Below are 13,951 nucleotides of genomic sequence, written 5' to 3'. Positions count from 1 at the left end.
CTAGCCATACATAGGTCGAGGTTATATTATTATCTGTAATATACTCCTTATACCTTCCTGAAACCCTTAAAGGCTCTGCTGTGTAAGTTAAGGAGCTCAGCTACTCCTTAACTAAAAATCAGCCTGGACATATTATGTTTTGAAATTACTGAAACTTTTCAAGTTGGCAGCAGGTTTTTTCTATGCATTTTTTAAAATATTTCTGGGATTGATTTATAATTATAATGTAGATAACATAATTCACATTAACTCCCATTAATAAAGGGAATGGAGCCAAAACAGCATTAAGATAACTGTCAGCATTATATAAAACTAATGAATAATTAACCATTAAAACCAGTATCATCCAATGGAAAATGTTACCCTTCACATTTCGGCAATAGATAAGTATGCTGTTAATTTTAATGAGCATGCAAAATCCAACCGCTATGACCCTGTTTTTTACAGAAATATTGAGATTAAGAAAATTATTGAAACATTATGCAGAAGGGTTAAAAACAATGTCATTCTGCTGGGACATCCCGGTGTAGGAAAAACGGCCATTGTGGAATGCATTGCCCAGATGATTGTTCGGAATGAGGTTCCTGACGGGCTTCAAAATAAAAAAGTGTATGGAATCAAAATGTCTACAATGCTGGCCGGAACAAGTTACAGAGGCGAGTTTGAAGAAAGGGCGGAAGAGCTCCTGAAAGAAATATGCCGCAGTGAAGTGATCCTGTTTATTGATGAACTGCATACGATTATGAAAGCCGGAGCCTCTGAAGGGTCGGTAGATTTTGTAAACCTGCTCAAACCTTATATTGCCAGGGGTGATATCCAGCTGATTGGGGCAACTACTTTTATGGAGTATGACAGTTCTATCTTTCTTGACAAAGCATTGGACAGACGGTTTCACAAGGTAACCATCGAAGAACCGGAAGACTATGTTACTTACCTCATCATCAAAAAGCTGAAACACCGGTATGAGGAATTTTATAAAGTACTGATCAATGACGAGGCTGTTCTGGAAGCCGTAAAGCTTACTAAAAACATAAAGGACTCCTATTTTCCGGATAAGGCCATTGACCTTGTGGATCTGGCATGCTCAAGCCTGGTGATGAATAATGAATTTAAATATTCTGATGCTCTTATTGAACTGGAATATAAAGAAGATTTCCATGATAACTTAAATAATGATCCGCTGTTTAAAGATATTTTTAAGAATAAGCAGGATATCAATATCAGTCTGGTAAAGGAGACCAAAGAGAAGATTATTGAAACTTTTGAGATCAATAAAAAAAATTTCGCAGAACAAAAAAAGAAATTAAAACTACTGAACTCTTACATAAAAGAGGCCGGCTCTATGAAAAAACAGGGTTATAACTCTAAATCTGAAGAGATACTGGAAGTCATCATCCCCTCCATTATCAGCGATATTCAACATCATAAAGTGGAATTGACAAAGGAATTTATCAACTTATTTTATACCAATAGCTATGGAAGATAATATCACCTACAAACTGAAGCAGGTATGTGTGCAAAACCCTATTTTCGGACCAAGAAATCTGGGGCACTACTGGGGCTCTATGAAAGATTTTGTTAACAGCCAGAGTCAGCATGAATCATTTCTTGTTATTGATGATGTCATGGCCATACTCATGAATCCCAAGGAAGCCGGAGCCATTAAAAACAGAACTTATTTCGTACTGCAGGATTTCATCAACTGTGGATATGATTTTGAAAAAAACCGTATTGTTCTGACAAGTTCCTTTATGCCTGAAATTATGGAACTGGTTATTTTTTACTCCGATTTTATAGATTTCAAGTTTTGCCATTATCTGTATGAGAATTCATTTTTAGGAGGACTCAAATCTTATCAGAGAGATGAACTTGGCCTTAATCTGTATCCTTCCGTTTTTGAACTCCTCTACCCTCAGCTGAGCATACCAGCGATTTCATTTGCTCTGGAAACCGAATTATTTATGGGAGGAGAAGAAATCATAGGCTACACTTATATTATGAATATCATTAAAAATAATATCAAAAAAGTATACAACGATTATAATTATCCTCCTTTATACGAACCTGCAAGAAATGGCTATGTATTGGGCCTGGATGGTGAGTATATGTTTCAGCACAACAGTATTTTTTTATCGGAGGATGAAGATTCTCTGGTCGAAAAAATTGACAAAATTGACAATAAAAAGGTTATTGAGGACTGGCTGACCTCTGCAGGCCATCAGAATGTTTTTGAATTTTATTCTGCCGATCAGGATTTTACTTATCTCAAAAATCTGCTTAAAGACATATTGGTTAATGAATTGAGGCCTTTCAGGGAAAACCAGCTGGAAATAGATGATCTTGATAAAATTATTACCAGCAATTATGAATCTGTAAAAGATCAGTTTTCCGGCCATATCAGGACCATGAAAAGAGAAATTTATAACATTCTCTGAAAAAATTTAACTACTAAAAAACAAAATAATATGGAAAGATTCATCTTAAACCCGCAATTAAAAGTACGGAAAGAAGGTTTCGGCTGCATTGTTCTCATTAATAAAAGAAAATCGGTCCGGTTTTTCAACAGACTTGGTTATCAGATCATTCTGGCTTTGAAAACCCCTAAAAGTATTCCTGAGATCTATGAGAAGATATCAGAAGATTTTGATATTTCCAATGTTCTTCCTGAAGAGATTGAAAGCTTTGTCAGCCTCCTGAAAAGAGTTGATATCTGCCTGAAATTCGAAAATCAGATTTTTAAGGAAGAGCCTGTTTTCTATTTCGAAGATGTTCCGGACGAGCACTTTTCGGATGAATATTTTTACGCTCCTCTGGGGGTAGAGATTGAAAGCACCAATAAATGTGCAAGAGAATGTTCTTACTGCTCTTATTTCAGCAATCCACGTGTTGATATTTCTCTGGAACTATCTGTGGAAGAATGGCTTCCGGTGATTAAAAACATCTCTGATTCCGGGGTTTATTATGTCCGTTTTACCGGTGGAGACCCTTTTACCAGAAGAAATGATCTGCTGGAAATGGTATCATATGCGGATCAGCTTGGTCTGATGGTATCGATAGGTTCTGACCTGACTTTAACTACGGAAAATGATATTATCCATTTAAGTAAGCTGAAGAATTTTGTTTTCCTGCAGACCACACTCGACGGTTCAACACGGGAACTCTGTGAGCAGTACCGCGGTAAAGGAAATTTTCAGAAGGTTATGAAGGGTATGGATCTGCTTCACAGGCATCACGTCCCGTTTATTGTAGGAACCGTACTCACAAAACATAATAAAGATGATATCTACAATATAGGAAAGCTTATCGCCCCTTACAAGCCGATTGGATACAGCTTCGCTCCTCTTTATATAGCGGGAAGAGCACTTAATTTAGAGAAAGATATGCCCAACAATCAAGAGTTGTATGAAGCTAATCTTCAGCTCAAACAGCTCGTAGATGAAAAAATCATTAAGCCTGCTGACTCTGCGTGGCAGGAAATTGTGAATGACGTAAGTGAAGATACTTTCAGAAATCTGATCAATGACCAGCCTTTACTGACGAGAACAGGGGAACGGCTAATGAGAATTACGCCCCAGGGCCAGTGTTATGTTTCTGTAAAACTTAAAAGAGTGGATGTTGAAAACGACCATGAATGGAATGCCGGAAGCATCATTGGAAATGATCTTATCCAGGTCTGGCAGAAATCTGATAAAATGAATGAATGGCGAAATCTGACAACCAGCGACAATTATTTCGGAAAAACAGCAAATATTAAGGAATTGCTATAATTAACTATCAAAATTTATTAAAATGAAAACCTTAAAAGAAAACACCAAAGAGATCAAAGGAAAAGTAAAATCCCTTGATAGTAAAGCCACTCCGGTTTTTGAGAATGTAAAGCCTATGCTGAGTACTCCTCTGGAGATCACTAGAGACAAGCTTAGAATGATGAATATGGTAGATGAAAACATCATCATTCACGACAGTGATATCGAACAGGATTGTGAATAATTAAATGACAAAACAATGAAAACCCTGAAAGAAAACACCAAAGAGATCAAAGGGAAAGTAAAATCCCTTGATAGTAAAGCCACTCCGGTTTTTGAGAATGTAAAGCCTATGCTGAGCACTCCCTTGGAAATCACGAGAGACAAACTCAGAATGATGAATATGGTAGATGAAAATATCATCATTCATGACAGTGATATCAAACAGGACTGCGAATAAGTCTTATTAAAAAAGTAATTCCTTAATAGAATATAGGGACCAATGTATTGGTCTCTATATTTACCAAATCATAAAAAAATTAATAAAAATGGAAAGAAAAAATTTAATCAGTGCACACAACCCGGTAACCGGACCCAGACATTTAGGACATTATTTCGGAGCGATGAAATCCCTGGCAGAATCTCAATATGAGTACAATACATTTGTAGTCCTTGATGATCTTCTGGCCTATTTTATGTACCCGAAAGAAAGAGAATACATCCAGAACAGGACTTTATTTGTCGTACAGGATTTCATCAATTCAGGTTTCGATGTAGAAAACAATAATATTCTTCTGACATCGGATATTGCTCATTTATTCCTTGAACATATGCTGTACTACAGCACCGTTATTGATGTAGAATACTGTAATCACCTGTATCAGAACTCATTCCTGGGATCTTTGAAGTCATATCAGAGAAAAGAACTTGGCCTGAGCAATTATCCGTCTGTTACCGAATGGCTATACCCCCAGATAGGCATTGCAGCGATGGCATTAAGCCTTAATGCAGATTACTTCCAGGGAGGAGAAGAGATTATCGGCTATATTTATATTATGGAAGAGATAGCAGAAAACCTGAAAAGACGGAATGGCATTTCCATTGGTGTTCCCCAATATCTTCCGTCAAAGATCGGATACATCAATGGAATTGACGGTAAATACATGATCCAGAAAAACTGTGTTTTCCTGAGTGAAGACATGGAGGATCTGGAAGCAAAAATTATGTCTATACAGGATAAAAAAGTACTGCAGGAATGGTATAACTCGCTGCACAGAGAAGATCTATCCCAGGCTCTGGAACAGAATGTGCTCAGCCTTGAGGAAAAAATGAAGTTTTTCAGTATTTTATCCGAAGAACTGCGTCCTTTCAGAGAAAACAGACTTACCAACGAATATTTGCTGAGCGTACTCGATAAAGGGAAAGAATCAGTAGAAGATATTTTGAAGTCCTCACTGGAGCCGCTTAAAAATTCACTCAACATCTACAGCATCTGAGTGTAACAGCATGTTTTTCTTACCCGTCAGCATGATCAGACTTTTAAAAATTAATGTACAATGGATAATAGAATCATTTTAAGGAAACTGTCCGTGAACGATGCAGCCACATTAAGCAGGTTAGCTGATAATAAAAATATATGGGACAATATGAGGGATATATTCCCCCATCCTTATACTCTTAAAGATGCTTTTCAATTTATTGATATGATATCTTCGGAAGACCCTCAGCTGACATTTGCGATAGAATACGATAGCCATTTTGCAGGAATGATAAGTCTTATTAAACAGCCTGACGTGTACAGAAAAAGTGCAGAACTCGGATTCTGGATCGGGGAAGAATACTGGGGGAAGAAAATAGTGAGCATAGCAACAAAAAAACTGATTGACTATGCGGTAAACAACCTGGATCTGAACCGGATTTTTGCCAGAGTTTTCGAATATAATACAGCTTCTATGAAAGTACTGAAAAACAATGGCTTTATTGAAGAAGGAATCTCTATTGATGCTGTTTATAAAAATAATCAGTTCTATGATCTTCATCATTTCTATTTGCTGATCAGGAACGTTTAATCTGTAATAACTCCGGAATCCGAAAAATCTTTTGCTCCTCTATTGGTCATTACTGGCCCATCCATATCAGAGAGACAGGGCTGATGATATTTTTCATGGTTCCGGAGATTATTCAATTGAAATACTGTAAAAGAAGCATATTGTTTTCTGGAAAAATCTTTCAAGAACTATTCTGAACTTAAAATGACATGAGCAATATCATCACTTTTTTTTCAGACGCTTATAAAGGATTAGCAAAGGAATCCTGGATGCTGTCCATTATTATGCTGATCTACCGTTCAGGATCTATGGTTCTGCCCTTTCTTGGAGTCTACTTAACGGAGGAGCTGAGCCTTTCCCTACAAGAAACGGGGGCCATATTAAGTTTTTATGGCCTGGGGGCTATTCTGGGGGCTTATCTGGGCGGAAGACTGACCGACAGAACCGGATACTTCAAGGTTCAGGTCTTCAGTCTTTTTATCTGTATCCCAGGACTTTTACTGATTCCTCAAATAAAAAACATCTATTTTCTGTCGTTGATCTTTTTTTTACAGAGTACCATCAGTGAGACTTTTCTTCCGGCCAATGCAGTTGCCATTACCAAATATTCTTCAGCAGAAAACAGGGCCCGTGCCTTTTCACTCAACCGGCTGGCTCTCAATCTGGGTTTTTTTATCGGTCCTTCTTTAGGAGGTATTCTCTCTTCTGTTTCTTATAGTCTGATATTTTATGTCAACGCTGCCGCAGCATGTATAGCAGGAAGCATAATGTATCTGTACTTCAGAAATAAAGACCATCGTATATCTGCGGACAAAATGATTACCTCTCAGCATTTTCGCTCTCCTTACCGAGATACGGCATTCCTTATTTTCATTTCTTTTTGTGTTATCTATGCCCTGTGCCTTATGCAGCTGTTCAGTACACTGCCTCTGTTTTATCAACATACCGGGCTTTCCAAAATAGAGATCGGAATGATATTCGGCTATTGCGGTATTTTGCTTTTCATTGTTGAAATGCCTCTGGTCAATTGGGCGGCTAAAACCTTCAGTACCATTCAAACAGTGGTATTGGGTTTACTCTCACTCTGTACCGGTTATCTGATACTGGCTTTTTATTCACACCCATATCTCATTATTCTGTCAGTTACTTTTATCTCCTTTTCCAATGTATTGGTAATCCCATTTTTATCAGCGATCACGTCTATCCGGGCAGAAGGCAAAAATATAGGGGCCTATATGGGCTTATTCGGAGGAATATTTTCGATAGCATTATTCCTTTCTCCACTTTTAGGATCGTTTATTGCCGAAAATTATGGTTTCAGCAGGTTATGGCTGACCATTTCTTTACTAATAATAATCGCTTTATCAGGAATATATTACACCTACACCCAAAAACTTTCCGAAGAAAAAAACTCGACATCGGAAAATGAAAAAAATAAATCGCCGGAAGAATATAAATAACACGTATTCCGATGCGAGTTTGTATCCAGATCTGAAAAAATGTAATTTAGCGGTCAGAAATTAATTAAAAATATATTTCAGAATAACCACTGTTATGTCTAAATTAAAAGCTGTAAGGGAACAGAAAAATCTGACGCAGGAAGAACTGTCGGAAAAATCTAAAATTTCGGTAAGAACCATTCAACGGATCGAATCCGGAACTGAACCCAAAGGACATACATTGAGAGCGCTGGCCCAGGCATTGGAAATACCGGAAAGTTCATTACAGGAAACAATGATTGTTCCTGAAACTGATACTTCAAAACAAGAGACAGAAGTAAAACCGGAGACAGAAATTCAAACCATGGAAGAAGAACCCGGGATCAATTATGCAAAGATCAAACTCATCAATCTTTCGTCGCTGTTGTTTGTAGTCCTTCCTCCCCTGAACATCCTTGCTCCTCTCCTTCTGATGTTTGCACTCAAGCAGCGAAACACTTTGGCAAGACAGATTATTTCCGTCCAGATGATATGGACAGCCATGGCTCCCATTGTATTTATGCTGGGTATCTTTTTAAAACTCGGAAGACAGTTTACATTGATTCTTATGATCCTGATTGTACTGTCTAATATATTTATCATCCTCCGAAACGCAGCTTCCATAGACAGGAATAAAAAACTTTATTTCAAACTGAATTTCAACATGATATAAATCCCGACAGGACTTTGGCGGGTTTTTGTCAGGTTCATTTTTAGGATAAAAACAACGGAAATCCTAATCTTTGTCAAAATTTTTCAATCATGACAAAGTATACTCAGATACTGTTCTGTTTTATTATTATTTTCCTGAATACTGCCAAAGCGCAGGCTGACAAAACAAGCACCATTTATAAAACCATCCTATCCCGAGACAGCCTCCTTTTTTCAGTTGGCTTCAACACCTGTGATTTTAAGCAGATGGAAAACCTGCTAAGTGACCAGCTTGAATTTTATCACGACAAAGACGGTATTTCTGATAAGAAGAAGTTCATGACAGATTTCAGAAATGGTTTATGCAAATCTCCGGAAACTTATCGTGCCAAACGGGCTCTTATCAGCAACAGCACTCAAATTTATCCGATGTACAAAAACGGAGAACTTTATGCTGTCATTCAGAATGGAGCTCATCAGTTTTATGAAAGTATCAACCATCAGCCTGAACAATTAGTGGGTTCTGCCCAATTTACTAATTTCTGGTTTTTGGAAAACGGAAACTGGAGACTGAGGAAATCTCTGAGCTTCGATCATCAGGCAAAGCAGGCTTCTGAAGATGCTTCTTCTGAAAATGATCAGGACATTGAAGACTTGTTGAAAAAATTTAATATTCCTACCCTTGGATTAGGGATCATTGAAGGAAGTGAACTCAAACAGATCAAAGTCTTTGGTGAAATAAAAAAAGATGTTTCAGCACCCTATAATACCTATTTTAACGTAGCCTCTCTTACCAAGCCTGTAACGGCAATGGTTGCCTTACGTCTGATCAGTCTTGGAAAATGGAAACTGGATGAACCTCTTGCATCCTACTGGACAGATCCGGATATCGCCCATGATCCCCGACATAAAAAACTAACAACCAGACTAATTCTGAGCCACCAGACCGGTTTTCCTAACTGGAGATGGATGAATCCAGATAAAAAACTAAGCTTCCAGTTCGATCCCGGAACAAAATACCAATATTCCGGAGAAGGCTTTGAATACCTGAAAAAAGCTCTGGAAAGTAAGTTCAGAAAAACACTTGATCAATTAGCCAAAGAACTGATCTTTGAACCTCTCAAAATGGGTGATACCAATTACGTATGGGATAAAAATACAGATGAATCAAGATTTGCCATCGGATATAACAAAGAAAGCCTCCCCTATCCGGTTGAAAAAACAAAAACAGCCAATGCTGCCGACGATCTGCATACCACCATAGAAGATTATGGAAATTTTATAGTAAGTGTAATGAAAGGCAGCCTTCTGAAGCGGGATATCTTTCAGGAAATGATCAAAAGACAGGTTAAAACCAAGGAGAATAAGTATTTTGGATTAGGTTTTGAAATCTATGATCTCGGCAATGGTGAATATGCTCTGGCCCATGGAGGTGCGGATCTTGGCACCCGATGTATTGCGATTGTTCTTCCAAAATCGGGAAAAGGAATTCTGATATTTACCAATACGGATGACGGGTATAAAGTATATGAAAAGCTGGCAATCCATTATCTGGGTGAACAGGGAAAGAAAATTGCAGAGATAGAAAATAAATGATCAACACCATCTTGAAATCAACATAAGCAACTGCAAAACCTGTTAATCACAACTCTAGAAACCTGCTGAAAACCTTCGGTTTTCTTACGCCTTAAAAACAACATAATGCTTTAAATCCTTGCGCCTATTGCGTTTTCCAACAAAAGGTCTGCCCAATATGCCTAATCTGAGCTTAAAAAACAAACATCCATGCAATCTAAGAAATCTAGAGGAAACTAAAATAAGAAGCCTGCTTTAATTTTGAATAAGCAGGCTTTATTATGACTTTACGACGACTTCATTATGGATTAAATCGTTCTACTTCACTTTCTCCAGCAGATATAATTTGGCTCCGGAAAAGGCAAGCTTAGGCATTACATTTCCCTCCAAAACCATCGTTTTATTATTGACATCAATCACAGAGATATAGTTATTGGAATTGTACTCAATATAGTTTTCTTTTTCTTTGGTGAGAGGATTTTTCCCGAATTCAAGGGAATATTTTACCCAGTCTTCTTTATCGGAGCTGCAGTGCACCGGTTTGAACTTCGATTTTTTGGCCTTAAAAATAATCTGATCAAAGCTTTCTGTACAGTCTGAAGTAAATGAGGCATCCGGATTCTGATCTTTTGAAAAGTCTTCAAAGGAACCGCGGTATACCCCTACTATTTTCCAGGTTCCGTCCAGGCGGTCTTCATCTATTTTCCCTTTGGCTTTGCTTACTGCCCAGCTAATCCCGTTTACAGTACCTTTTACAGCTTTATATCCGAGTGTTGCAGCACCGGTTACCACTTTTGCGGCAGTTCTTACTACACAGGAATTTAATATGAATACCGCTGAAACGAGGAAGATTATTTTTTTCATATTGTCAGGTTTTGTAGTGCGAAGATAAGGTTTTTGATTAAAATCGGGAAGATGGAGACTGAGTATGGAAGTTGTTAATGTTCTTTTTTATTGCCACGTATTTTTATTTATTACCGATTTCACAAATGACTGTATAGGATTTGGCTGAAGCCAATGGATTGTTTTTTATTATTTAGGCGGACTAAAGTCCGCCTCTATTGAATAGATTCTGCAATTATATGTAATTCCCAGATCTTTATAAATGTTTTATTTGCTCGCTGATCCGGCAGATTGAGCAGATCTTTTATCTGATAAAAATCGTAGATTTTTAAAAGCTTAAGTGAACTTCTATGCAAAAAGTATTTAAACTAAAAATAACTTAAGTGTTAATTTTATTCGTGCATTCGTGGCAGATAATAGGGTTATTTTTGCTAGGAAATCACAGCTATAATCAGCAAAAACAGAATTACTACTGAAGTTTCGTTTTATTGATCAGCGGATTGGCATACATCGCCAGGAAATATTCTTTTGAAACAGGATCAGACGGATCAATACGCATCTCAAGTCTCCTTGCGAACAGCTGTTTTTCCTGTTCCGTATATTGAGAAGCATAGGTATCGCTATTCCGAAGCAGATCGTAGGCGATAAATTTAGTCGGCCAAAGCTTATAGTTCCGGATAATAGAATCGTCTATTACCTGGGCAACAGCCTGCAGCTGCTTATTTTTATTCTCAATCTCTGCTGCAATTTCATCCAGTTCTGTATTAAGAACATTGCCGGCATGCAGATGGATCCGTTTTTTCTGGCCTAAAATTCCACTGAGCATGGTGGTAAAATCTTCATTCTTACCTTTAATATATTCCTCTTCTCTGTGCTGAGCCAGTAACTGAGGCATTTTCAGTGAATCTGTAGGATCATATTCATAGGAAATAGAGATAGGAACGATCTTCAGGGTTTTGAAATACTCCATCAACGGCTGGTCTCCAGCGGCCATGGCCAACATTTTTAAAACGCCCTGTTGGGTAGAGTCATTCCCGTCTTTTGTGCGGCCTTCCCGTTGGGCGATCCATACTGAATGTTTTTGGACATGTAAAAGCTGATCAATATACTCCGACATGGTTTGGGAACTTTTCAGCTGCTCACGAAGCGAAAGTCCTCTCTGAACCAAAAAGTTACGGTTCAGCTTGGCCAGGACATTTAAAAACTTCCTGCGGACAAGGTTATCCCCAATGGCGGAAGCCGTCATAATATGGCCGCTTTCCAGCAAAGCCAGATTAAGCAGTGAAGTATCCAGCACAATATCCCGATGATTCGAAATGAAAAGATATGGCGTATTTTTATCCAGTTGGTCGAAGCCTGAAGTCGTTAAGCCATCAGAGCTTTTCGCAAGGATCTGACGAACGGTATGGGCAATGAAATGGGTTTGAAAATCACTCGTAGAATGAACATTTTTCAGCTGTTCCTGCCAAACTTCCTCTTCTCTGTCCGGGAAAGTAAAGTTCATCAGCGCTTTCATCATAGGGTCCCGGGCTATTCCCGCCAATGCTCCATTCACTTCATGATCATCAAAAAACCGGATTTCATCAAACTTCGACATGCAATTATTTAAGATTAAAAACTTTTTGCAAAAGAACGAAAATTTATCTGGGATGCGGCTATAAAGGATGTTAAAGTATTATGAATGGCGTAGGAGTAATTGGTTAGAAATAAAAAACCCTCTTAAAAAGATTACTTCTAAAGAGGATTTTGTTGAATTAAATTTCCAGATATTTTAACTGGATTCCATCTTCTGTTCTCCATTCCAAAGGACCGCTTGCTGATCTGGCTAATGTGGCAGCTGCTGCTCTTGAAGAGGAATTGAAGATATAATCTCTGGTCAGTTTATAAAAAAAACCGTCTTCTATCTGTAATATTCCTTCTGAAAGCATTTTATTCCGTTCTGATACAATTCCCTCTGGTAATGACAGTTGTTCTACAGTAGTTGGAAACATCTCTATATAAATTATTAGATATATAATTTTCTGTATAGCCTCTTTGCTTCCTTAGACTTTTTAATTTTTTCACAGTAGGTGAATTCTTTATAAAAAAATGTAGTTAATTAAGACTATACAATATATTGGAATGAGTTAATGTTTATGCTAATCCCTTGTAAGATTATATATCTTAATCTTTTGATTTTCAACCGTAATTGCAAGCGTATCTTCTGCTTCTGCAAAAGTATTTAAATTAGACATCCAAATCCTATAATCACCTCTTCCATTAGATCTATAAAGTGAAATAGATGTTAATTTTTCTTCAGTATCATTGACAAAATAGCCGTCAAGTATAATTTTGTTTTGAGGACCAAACTCTTGTGTTTCATAATCATGTATCTGATTCTTTTTGAAAAATTCCCTAACATTAGAAGTAGCATCCATAATGCTTTTTTTTAGACCTGTTAACGTTGGAATTAGTATAGCATGGTCAATAGCTATTGGAAATTTATTATTACCTTCATTATCATCTTTTGAGCTTAATGAATTATCAATAAATTCTCTAATAACTTTTGCCCTATGTTCTCTAGATGCAAATTCATGACTACCTTGTCTTGAAACCTCAAAAAATTTAGTTTCATCAGCTGATAATAATTGGATGTCAGCCTCATCATCACCATTGAAATATATATCTACTTTTTCTTCTAGATCTAAAAGATTCCTTTCGAATTTGTTAAGTGACAAATCTTTGAGATTAACATCATGAAGTTCAATTATTAGAGTGAATAAATTAGGTTTATTATACCAATAACTATCTTTTGATAATTTTAATTCTTTAATTATTTTTATAGAATTTATTATACTTTTTAATACGACTTGATATTCTTCAAATTCAGTATTATAATACTCCAAATAATGGTTAATTTTAGAATTTCTTCCAAAATATTTTCCTTCAAGTATTGTAGATGAAATAAGCATCAAGTATTGCGAATTAAACATCCTTTTGACATCATTATCTGAGAATATATTGTTCTCATAAAAAAATGAAGTGACCAAGTCTTTTTCTTCTTTTTCAATAATAACATCCGTCATTTCTTCTTCAGTAACAAAATCTTTTTCAGCTAAAAGTTTACAAAATATTGCAAACTCCCCATCTCCATATTGGGCATTTAAAATTTCATTAGAGTTTAAGGAATATTCTGTACTATTTATTCTTCTAAAGATCTCCTTAATATTATCCCTCCCTATATCTTTTAAATCTTTAACAGAAACAGGATAATTTAAAAATTCCTTTTTAACATCAATAGTTAAAGAATCAAAAGATGGGATTTTTCTCTGATTTTGAAAATCATTTCTCCCTTTAATATAATCTACAATTGCATTTAGTCTTTGCTGCCCATCAACTACGAGTTCTTTACTTTGTAAACTTACAACATCAATTTCCGAGCTGGCTATATATATTTCCGGAAATGGAAAATTTGACAATATAGTTTCAATAAAAGCATATTTGTGTTGTTTTTTCCAAACTAATTTTCTTTGAAAATCTGGTGAGGTATCCAGTAATCCAGATTCAATTTTATTATATAATTCAATAATTTTTAATGTATTTGAGGGTATACTTTCTTTCAATTTCATGA

At 36.6% G+C, this 13,951-nt stretch carries 14 protein-coding genes; 10 read left to right on the top strand and 4 right to left on the bottom strand.

Going from position 1 to position 13,951, the window contains the following annotated elements; all coding sequences use genetic code 11:
- Positions 1 to 349 precede the first annotated feature (349 nt).
- The 10 genes from J2Y40_RS02150 to J2Y40_RS02105 all read left to right on the top strand — a co-directional run bounded on the left by J2Y40_RS02150 (position 350) and on the right by J2Y40_RS02105 (position 9,519).
- Complete coding sequence (locus J2Y40_RS02150; protein WP_153394105.1) at positions 350 to 1,486, top strand: AAA family ATPase; 1,137 nt, start codon at positions 350 to 352, stop codon at positions 1,484 to 1,486.
- Positions 1,476 to 2,435 (top strand): hypothetical protein, encoded by a 960-nt coding sequence (locus tag J2Y40_RS02145; protein WP_153394106.1) that lies wholly within the window; start codon positions 1,476 to 1,478, stop codon positions 2,433 to 2,435. Before J2Y40_RS02150 ends, J2Y40_RS02145 begins: the two co-directional genes overlap by 11 nt.
- 30 nt (positions 2,436 to 2,465) lie before the next feature.
- Complete coding sequence (locus tag J2Y40_RS02140) at positions 2,466 to 3,767, top strand: radical SAM protein (RefSeq protein WP_153394108.1); 1,302 nt, start codon at positions 2,466 to 2,468, stop codon at positions 3,765 to 3,767.
- Between the two features lie 22 nt (positions 3,768 to 3,789).
- Positions 3,790 to 3,990, top strand: coding sequence for a hypothetical protein (locus tag J2Y40_RS02135; protein ID WP_309996434.1), 201 nt, complete (start codon positions 3,790 to 3,792; stop codon positions 3,988 to 3,990).
- A gap of 15 nt (positions 3,991 to 4,005) precedes the next feature.
- Complete coding sequence (locus J2Y40_RS02130; RefSeq protein ID WP_153394110.1) at positions 4,006 to 4,206, top strand: hypothetical protein; 201 nt, start codon at positions 4,006 to 4,008, stop codon at positions 4,204 to 4,206.
- A gap of 88 nt (positions 4,207 to 4,294) precedes the next feature.
- Positions 4,295 to 5,242, top strand: coding sequence for a hypothetical protein (locus tag J2Y40_RS02125; RefSeq protein ID WP_153394112.1), 948 nt, complete (start codon positions 4,295 to 4,297; stop codon positions 5,240 to 5,242).
- 60 nt (positions 5,243 to 5,302) lie between these two features.
- Entirely contained in the window at positions 5,303 to 5,815 is a 513-nt protein-coding gene (locus J2Y40_RS02120; protein WP_309996431.1) for a GNAT family protein, read from the top strand.
- A gap of 188 nt (positions 5,816 to 6,003) precedes the next feature.
- Entirely contained in the window at positions 6,004 to 7,254 is a 1,251-nt protein-coding gene (locus J2Y40_RS02115; RefSeq protein ID WP_309996428.1) for an MFS transporter, read from the top strand.
- A gap of 94 nt (positions 7,255 to 7,348) precedes the next feature.
- Entirely contained in the window at positions 7,349 to 7,945 is a 597-nt protein-coding gene (locus tag J2Y40_RS02110) for a helix-turn-helix domain-containing protein (RefSeq protein ID WP_309996426.1), read from the top strand.
- An 89-nt stretch (positions 7,946 to 8,034) separates the two neighbouring features.
- Complete coding sequence (locus J2Y40_RS02105; protein ID WP_309996423.1) at positions 8,035 to 9,519, top strand: serine hydrolase; 1,485 nt, start codon at positions 8,035 to 8,037, stop codon at positions 9,517 to 9,519.
- A gap of 297 nt (positions 9,520 to 9,816) precedes the next feature.
- Here J2Y40_RS02105 and J2Y40_RS02100 read toward each other — a convergent pair whose 3' ends face one another.
- From J2Y40_RS02100 to J2Y40_RS02085, 4 genes are all read right to left on the bottom strand, one after another.
- Positions 9,817 to 10,362: a hypothetical protein gene (locus tag J2Y40_RS02100; protein WP_153394122.1), complete on the bottom strand. Its 546-nt coding sequence runs from the start codon at positions 10,360 to 10,362 to the stop codon at positions 9,817 to 9,819.
- A gap of 448 nt (positions 10,363 to 10,810) precedes the next feature.
- Complete coding sequence (locus tag J2Y40_RS02095; protein WP_309996420.1) at positions 10,811 to 11,938, bottom strand: 1-acyl-sn-glycerol-3-phosphate acyltransferase; 1,128 nt, start codon at positions 11,936 to 11,938, stop codon at positions 10,811 to 10,813.
- Positions 11,939 to 12,095: 157 nt separating this feature from the next.
- The gene (locus tag J2Y40_RS02090) at positions 12,096 to 12,332 is read right to left on the bottom strand and encodes a DUF4357 domain-containing protein (protein ID WP_309996417.1); all 237 of its coding nucleotides are present in this window, start codon (positions 12,330 to 12,332) and stop codon (positions 12,096 to 12,098) included.
- A gap of 147 nt (positions 12,333 to 12,479) precedes the next feature.
- Positions 12,480 to 13,949: a DUF262 domain-containing protein gene (locus tag J2Y40_RS02085; protein ID WP_309996413.1), complete on the bottom strand. Its 1,470-nt coding sequence runs from the start codon at positions 13,947 to 13,949 to the stop codon at positions 12,480 to 12,482.
- Positions 13,950 to 13,951 lie beyond the last annotated feature (2 nt).

Source organism: Chryseobacterium sp. 2987 (genome assembly GCF_031456375.1).
Lineage (GTDB): Bacteria > Bacteroidota > Bacteroidia > Flavobacteriales > Weeksellaceae > Chryseobacterium > Chryseobacterium vaccae.
This window is presented reverse-complemented; position numbering and strand designations above follow the sequence as displayed.

Excerpts from the sequence above, each read along its gene's own strand:
- J2Y40_RS02150 (WP_153394105.1), top strand. The coding sequence starts at position 350 with ATGGAAAATGTTACCCTTCACATTTCGGCAATAGATAAGTATGCTGTT.
- J2Y40_RS02145 (WP_153394106.1), top strand. The coding sequence starts at position 1,476 with ATGGAAGATAATATCACCTACAAACTGAAGCAGGTATGTGTGCAAAAC.
- J2Y40_RS02140 (WP_153394108.1), top strand. The coding sequence starts at position 2,466 with ATGGAAAGATTCATCTTAAACCCGCAATTAAAAGTACGGAAAGAAGGT.
- J2Y40_RS02135 (WP_309996434.1), top strand. The coding sequence starts at position 3,790 with ATGAAAACCTTAAAAGAAAACACCAAAGAGATCAAAGGAAAAGTAAAA.
- J2Y40_RS02130 (WP_153394110.1), top strand. The coding sequence starts at position 4,006 with ATGAAAACCCTGAAAGAAAACACCAAAGAGATCAAAGGGAAAGTAAAA.
- J2Y40_RS02125 (WP_153394112.1), top strand. The coding sequence starts at position 4,295 with ATGGAAAGAAAAAATTTAATCAGTGCACACAACCCGGTAACCGGACCC.
- J2Y40_RS02120 (WP_309996431.1), top strand. The coding sequence starts at position 5,303 with ATGGATAATAGAATCATTTTAAGGAAACTGTCCGTGAACGATGCAGCC.
- J2Y40_RS02115 (WP_309996428.1), top strand. The coding sequence starts at position 6,004 with ATGAGCAATATCATCACTTTTTTTTCAGACGCTTATAAAGGATTAGCA.
- J2Y40_RS02110 (WP_309996426.1), top strand. The coding sequence starts at position 7,349 with ATGTCTAAATTAAAAGCTGTAAGGGAACAGAAAAATCTGACGCAGGAA.
- J2Y40_RS02105 (WP_309996423.1), top strand. The coding sequence starts at position 8,035 with ATGACAAAGTATACTCAGATACTGTTCTGTTTTATTATTATTTTCCTG.
- J2Y40_RS02100 (WP_153394122.1), bottom strand. The coding sequence starts at position 10,362 with ATGAAAAAAATAATCTTCCTCGTTTCAGCGGTATTCATATTAAATTCC.
- J2Y40_RS02095 (WP_309996420.1), bottom strand. The coding sequence starts at position 11,938 with ATGTCGAAGTTTGATGAAATCCGGTTTTTTGATGATCATGAAGTGAAT.
- J2Y40_RS02090 (WP_309996417.1), bottom strand. The coding sequence starts at position 12,332 with ATGTTTCCAACTACTGTAGAACAACTGTCATTACCAGAGGGAATTGTA.
- J2Y40_RS02085 (WP_309996413.1), bottom strand. The coding sequence starts at position 13,949 with ATGAAATTGAAAGAAAGTATACCCTCAAATACATTAAAAATTATTGAA.